Origin of the sequence: Microcystis sp. BLCC-F209 (assembly GCF_041928595.1) — a bacterium.
Classification (GTDB): domain Bacteria; phylum Cyanobacteriota; class Cyanobacteriia; order Cyanobacteriales; family Microcystaceae; genus Microcystis.
This window is the reverse complement of record NZ_JBHFLL010000012.1, coordinates 1-5912: the sequence shown is the minus strand read 5'-3', so window position 1 is coordinate 5912 and position 5912 is coordinate 1. Positions and strand designations below refer to the sequence as shown.

Sequence of the window (5912 nt, the reverse complement as noted above, 5' to 3'; positions counted from 1 at the left end):
TCAATCCTTATCTGGCAAGAGATTTAATTGATTAGTTCTCTCTAGAGCGAAAACAGTTGACAAAAATAGCAGCAATGTCTGTCTCTATAAGGGTTTCATTCCTTATAATCCCGTCCATTGCATAACAAAAACCGAAGAGCCCAATTCATAATTCATAATTCATAATTCATAATTCATAATTCCCTAACAACCATACCAAAGCTTTTCTATCTGCCTTGCCAGATCCGATAACTCAGAGCGATCGCTTGTATCCCTTAACAGGGTGACATGGCCTAATTTTCGACCGGGACGGGACTTTTTACCATACCAAAAAACGTGAGCGCCGGGGATTGCCGCTAAAACTGCTCTTTTTTCCCCATAATCGCCGTCACTATCCTCAAAACCCAATAAATTAACCATGACTGCCCCAGCAGATTTTAAGTCCGTGGCTCCGAGGGGCAAATTAGCCACTGCTTGCAGTTGTAGGGCAAATTGGGAGGTAAGACAGGCAGAGAGGCTGTAATGACCAGAATTATGGGTACGGGGAGCGATTTCATTAATCAATACCTCTCCCTGGGGAGTGACAAATAACTCCATCCCGAAAACACCCACCGCCGACAAACTACTTAACAGATGATGGGCGATAGATTCGGTTTGAGCCTGTAATGATTGGTTAAGAGCGGCGGGAGCAATCACCCAGTGACAGACTTGTTCCTCTTGATAGGTTTCCACCACGGGATAGGTGACGATTTCCCCGGTTAATCCCCTAGCGGCAACGATGGCTAATTCTCGCTCGTAGGGAATATAAGCTTCTAACATCAAGTCAAGACGCTCTAATTGCGGCTTTTTGGCGTTTAATTCTTCAGCAGTGCGGATAATAAAGGTTCCTTGACCATCATAACCGTGTCGTCGCGCTTTCAGCACTAGCGGAAAAGGATAATTTTCTAGTTGGGATAAATTATCTATCGCCCAAAAATCAGGCACAGGCAACCCTAGGGAGCGTAAATAACATCTTTGCTCGTATTTATCCAATAGGGGGCGCAGATTTGCCAAACTAGGATAGAATTTAACTCCTGTGGCCGCTAATTCTTCTAGGGCATCTAAATTAACAAACTCATTTTCAAAAGTGATCAGATCACAATGTTGAGCTAGTTTTTTTGTGCCTTCCACGTCAGCTATTTCCGCAAAGACAACCCCGTCAGCTAAAGCAACGGCGGGATCATCGGGGTGTGGTGTTTGTACAATTAGAGAAATGCCTAATTTCTTGGCTTCCTGTGCCATCATCCAAGCTAATTGTCCACCACCAATAACACCAACCCTTGTTTGCATCATTGATCACATCCTAAAGATTCCGGGGTAGAGACGCCGGTTTTTGAGTTGACACCCTCGGCTCTTTCACAGAGATTTTTGATTTGTTGAGCGTCAAGCACGGCAAAACTAAAATCAGCACCGTTGATATTGACTCCCTCGAAAATGGTGCGCAGCATGATCGCTTCGGCAAAAATGGCATCGCTTAAATCGGAATTTTTAAAGGTACTCAGATAGGCTAATCCATTGGTTAAGTCCGCCCCATGAAAGTTGCCTTCGATGATAGAGGCTCCGTTAAACACTGCCCCGCGCAAATCGGCAGAGCTAAAGTTAGAATCTTGCAGATTAACGTTAGTAAATTGGGCAGATTGCAAATTTTGTCCTGAAAAATCCTTTCCTGTCAGATTCTGGTTTTCATAACTGGCATTGGCTCCTGTGACAGCAGCAGAACTGGCAGCTAAGGCATTGACAGGAGATAGGATAAATAGTAAGGCAAAAAAAGCGATCGCTAGTCGAAAGATAGTCTTCATTGGCGGAAAATTCCATCAGTGGGCATTCTTGATTTTATAGCAGTAAGTCATCAGCCGTCAGCTTTTCACCGGCCGCGAGAAATTGCTGGCACACAAACCTTTATAATGGCTGTCTAGGCTTATACTGCCATGCAATTTGGTCTAAACAAAAATATTTAAGCCACAGGCCCTCAGCTTTCAGTTAAATAAAGTAAAAGACAAAAGTTAATTAATTTTCTCTCTCCTGACTCCTATTTCTAAGGACAATTTCTGATTTATACAAGAGGTTTGATGGATACACCGCAACTTTTATTCAATGGTTTAGCCGTCGGCAGTATTATTGCTCTGGCTGCCGTCGGGTTAACCCTTACCTGTGGCATTTTGCGTCTGTCTAATTTTGCCCACGGCGATTTTATGACTTTGGGTGCTTACATAACTTGGGTGGTAAATGCTCAAGGGATTAATCTCTGGTTAGCGATGCTGGTGGGGGCAGCAGTGACAGCTATTGCCATGCTCATTGCCGAGAGATTATTATGGAAACCTATGCGCGATCGACGGGCCGATTCTACCACTTTAATTATTATTTCGATCGGTTTGGCTTTATTTCTTCGCAATGGTATTTTAATGATCTGGGGCGGCAGTAATCAACGCTACGATCTGCCTGTGATGACCGCTACAGAAATTTTTGGGATTAAAGTAGCTTTTGATCGCTTGTTAGTCATTGGTTTGGCAATTATAGTTATTATTGCCCTCCATTTGTTATTACAAAAAACCAAAATCGGTAAGGCGATGCGCGCCGTAGCTGACAGCACCGATTTAGCTAGAGTAACCGGAATTAACGTCGAATGGGTTGTTTTCTGGACATGGATAATTACGGGAGTTTTAACTGCTTTAGCCGGAGGGATGTTCGGGTTAATTACTGGGGGAGTGCGTCCCAATATGGGCTGGTTTTTAATCTTACCCATGTTTGCGTCCGTGATTTTAGGTGGTATTGGTAATCCCTACGGAGCGATTGCTGGGGCTTTAATTATTGGTTTTGCCCAAGAAATTAGTGTCCCCTTAATTGGTTCCAATTATAAATTAGGCGTGGCTTTATTAATTATGATCTTGCTGTTATTATTCCGTCCTCAAGGTTTATTTAAAGGCACGGTTTAACAGTTATCAGTTATCAGTTATCAGTTATCAGTTATCAGTTATCAGATGTAAGTTTTAAGTTATTTATTTATTTATTTATCTTCATCTTTATCCCTGTTTACTGTTTACTGGACGGCTACGCCGTGCCTTTGGCAACACTGAAAAGCCCAATCTTTAATCCTGAATATATTCTTCCCCGGTGATTAAAGCGTATTCAGCGCGGGTAAATTCTCGACCTAAATAAGCAGCATGATCGAACATAGTAATCGGACAAGGTTGGGTTTCTTCGATCACTTTGACGGCTAATTCTTTGGCAGTCCTGGCGGTGTAAATAGTCTCAGGATTGCGATCAAGTTTTTGCCTAACACCGATAACTTTTCCCGTTTCTGGATCGACGGCTAAACCTTTTTCGTTGATAATATTGCTGTAATGTTTGGCACAGATTAACCCTGCTTCTCGGTCGAGATAAATAATAAAATATCCTGCGGGATCGAGAGCGATCGGACGTTTGGAAAGTTGATGATCAATAGCCGTGATTTGGGATTTTAATTCGCTCATTTTCTTGACAAAATTACTTAAATATGTAGTTGAAAGCAAGAGCAAATTATATCACATACCATCATCCTTTTTCTAGAGTATTTTGTCGAGATAAGCCCTATTTTCTGTGAGCAAATCGGCTCTGTTATTCTTTGTGTGATAAGTTTAACTTATATAGTAGTGATCGATCTTTGTGTCCTCTGTGTCTCTGTGGTTCCTTCCACTCACTCGCCCGCAGGACTGTATCTTAGAATACATTTTACCCACCAAACCTAAGAGAGCGGCGCCCCTAATCTCAGGTCGAAAAATAACAGGCTGATAGCTTAATGCTATAAATTTTCTTCCACCAAAGCCTCGACCCGTCCTGTTTTGACCGCTTCCACCAAAGCGGCGTGATCTTGTTCTGTCTGCTCGGCATAAGCGATCGCAAATTCGCCCATCGCTAGATCGAACTGATCTCCTTTCCCCAAATAACCGCTAATGGTGGCCGCATCTCCAGATTTAGCGTGGGCGCGGGCCAAGGTCCAGCCACAGAACTCGGCGTAGCGTTGCAGTTGGACGGCCGATACTCCCTCAATGGGTAGGGAAAACTTCATATCCCGCAGTTGCCGTAAATAGAAGTTATTGCCCCGTCTTCCCTGGGTCCAGCCTAAAAATATGTCGCTAGAGGATTGCATCAATCTCTGGCCTGTAACCACCCGTTGTCCCTGATTTTCATACTGGCTCTTGGCGGTATAGGGTTCGAGAACCGAAGGGCAAGCCTCCTTAACTTGTAGGATGAGGGGATGGTTATCTTCCGAGAACAATAGGGCGATATAACATCTGGTGCCGACACTACCAATGCCCACCACTTTCAGGGCAAAGTCCTCTAACTGGTAGCGATCGAACAGGACCCGGCGTTCCTCCGGCAGGGATTGGCGATAGTCTTCCAGACCCTCACGCACGAGAGTCTCCCAATCCGGTTCGTTGACATGGTAGAGAATGGGCGGCTGATCGACAAAGCGATTGCGTCCCCCGCTTTGGGTGACGATCTTGGGGTAGAGATGTTCGATGATGCGCTCGCGGGCCTTTGTCATCATCTGTTCCCGTATCTTGCGTGTCTTTTCGTCGGGAGCCATCTCGAGCACCTGTTCTACTCCTATGCGCGTGTACCATACCTCTAAGGGACTGAGGCGAGAATATTCCCGCAGGTGTTCCCGATAGGAACGAGTGCAATCGATCGCCGCTGCCTTCGATTCTCGATCGGATAGATCGCTATCCCTGCCGGCGATGACAAAGCTGACCACCAGACGCTTGAGATCCCATTCCCAAGGTGCGGGCAGGGTTTCGTCGAAATCGTTAATATCGAAGACTAAATTGCGTTCGGGGGTGGCAAAAAATCCGAAGTTCAACAGGTGGCAATCTCCGCAGGCCTGCACGATAATGTCAGTTTTGGGAGTGGTGGCCAGATCGTAGGCCATCAAAGCAGCGGAACCGCGCAGAAAGGTAAAGGGACTCCGCAACATTCGCCCGTAGCGGATGGGAATCAATTCCTGTAATCGCCCTCGATTTGATGCTTCGATGATCTCGATCGGCTCTCGACCAGCTGCGGGGGGTTGCCAGATAGCGTGGCGAGAACGCGGCAATCGCTCCCGCAGGGATTTACCCATCTGGATGCGTTCTTCCCGTGAACGGAATCGAGCTTGAGAGGGTGACCGGATAGGGGTTTCTATTTGGTGGTTCATAACGACTTTTTCCCCTGAATGAGATTACATCCCTTGCTGTTAGATGACTAAATGAATACAAGCAATAGGAAATAGATAAGTCAATAGTGATGGTTCCCCTTCTGGGATAACTTTCTAACATTTCCCCCTTTAGAGATAGCTTCTGATGCTCGGTTCAACAATTAATCTTCACTCGTTTCTTATCTGGGGAAGATCAACATCATCGATGATCGATTTTTTCTGAAATGGCTATCTCTTAAATTTGCTTAACTTTTAGCCCAATGGCAGCCCTACTATCTCGATTATATCTTGCTCAAAAATTGCCAGTGGAATAATCGTAACAAAATTTTATCTAATGGTCAGCCTTCAGCCAGGAGCTAAAATCTGGCTCTTTTGTCGGGAAAAGGGGTCTTATTCTGGGTTAAAGGTGAAAATTTTCTCCTTGGCCCAGTTCTGTAGGAAGTTTTCTGTTTATTTTTTTGGGTGATGATTTGGTAGTATTAGTTTAGGTCTGTGAACCGAGAATTTACCCCTAGATTGTCTAGAAATGAGCGATGAAAGTGTCAATCTTGAGCAGGGGATGATGGGGGTGGGTTACGATGTTGACATCCTCGCCGCCCTAAAAGTGCGGCGATTCCTAAACCTCACGATTTAAGTTTCTGCTTCCACCACCGTCGCATACCACAGTTAAAAAACCATGTACTGTCTTACACAGAGTCCACAGACTTTCGCCCCATTTCAG

Annotated in this window: 5 protein-coding genes; 1 reads left to right on the top strand and 4 read right to left on the bottom strand. The window is 44.9% G+C overall.

Annotated features, from left to right (window positions below; genetic code table 11):
• Positions 1-183: 183 nt before the first annotated feature.
• Positions 184-1311 carry a 5-(carboxyamino)imidazole ribonucleotide synthase gene (locus tag ACE1AQ_RS00540; protein ID WP_110543601.1) on the bottom strand — a complete coding sequence of 376 codons (1128 nt, stop codon included), beginning with the start codon at positions 1309-1311 and terminating at the stop codon, positions 184-186.
• Positions 1308-1817, bottom strand: a complete 510-nt coding sequence (locus ACE1AQ_RS00535; RefSeq protein ID WP_002760385.1) for a pentapeptide repeat-containing protein — start codon at positions 1815-1817, stop codon at positions 1308-1310. Before ACE1AQ_RS00535 ends, ACE1AQ_RS00540 begins: the two co-directional genes overlap by 4 nt.
• 270 nt (positions 1818-2087) lie before the next feature.
• Between ACE1AQ_RS00535 and ACE1AQ_RS00530 the strand changes: the two genes are divergently transcribed.
• Positions 2088-2951 carry a branched-chain amino acid ABC transporter permease gene (locus tag ACE1AQ_RS00530; RefSeq protein WP_008197425.1) on the top strand — a complete coding sequence of 288 codons (864 nt, stop codon included), beginning with the start codon at positions 2088-2090 and terminating at the stop codon, positions 2949-2951.
• A gap of 153 nt (positions 2952-3104) precedes the next feature.
• On the opposite strand, the gene ACE1AQ_RS00525 is transcribed toward ACE1AQ_RS00530, so the two are convergent.
• The gene (locus ACE1AQ_RS00525) at positions 3105-3488 is read right to left on the bottom strand and encodes a DUF4346 domain-containing protein (RefSeq protein WP_002747361.1); all 384 of its coding nucleotides are present in this window, start codon (positions 3486-3488) and stop codon (positions 3105-3107) included.
• A 308-nt stretch (positions 3489-3796) separates the two neighbouring features.
• Entirely contained in the window at positions 3797-5191 is a 1395-nt protein-coding gene (locus ACE1AQ_RS00520) for a DUF2252 domain-containing protein (RefSeq protein WP_110543598.1), read from the bottom strand.
• Positions 5192-5912 lie beyond the last annotated feature (721 nt).

Excerpts from the sequence above, each read along its gene's own strand:
- ACE1AQ_RS00540 (WP_110543601.1), bottom strand. The coding sequence starts at position 1,311 with ATGATGCAAACAAGGGTTGGTGTTATTGGTGGTGGACAATTAGCTTGG.
- ACE1AQ_RS00535 (WP_002760385.1), bottom strand. The coding sequence starts at position 1,817 with ATGAAGACTATCTTTCGACTAGCGATCGCTTTTTTTGCCTTACTATTT.
- ACE1AQ_RS00530 (WP_008197425.1), top strand. The coding sequence starts at position 2,088 with ATGGATACACCGCAACTTTTATTCAATGGTTTAGCCGTCGGCAGTATT.
- ACE1AQ_RS00525 (WP_002747361.1), bottom strand. The coding sequence starts at position 3,488 with ATGAGCGAATTAAAATCCCAAATCACGGCTATTGATCATCAACTTTCC.
- ACE1AQ_RS00520 (WP_110543598.1), bottom strand. The coding sequence starts at position 5,191 with ATGAACCACCAAATAGAAACCCCTATCCGGTCACCCTCTCAAGCTCGA.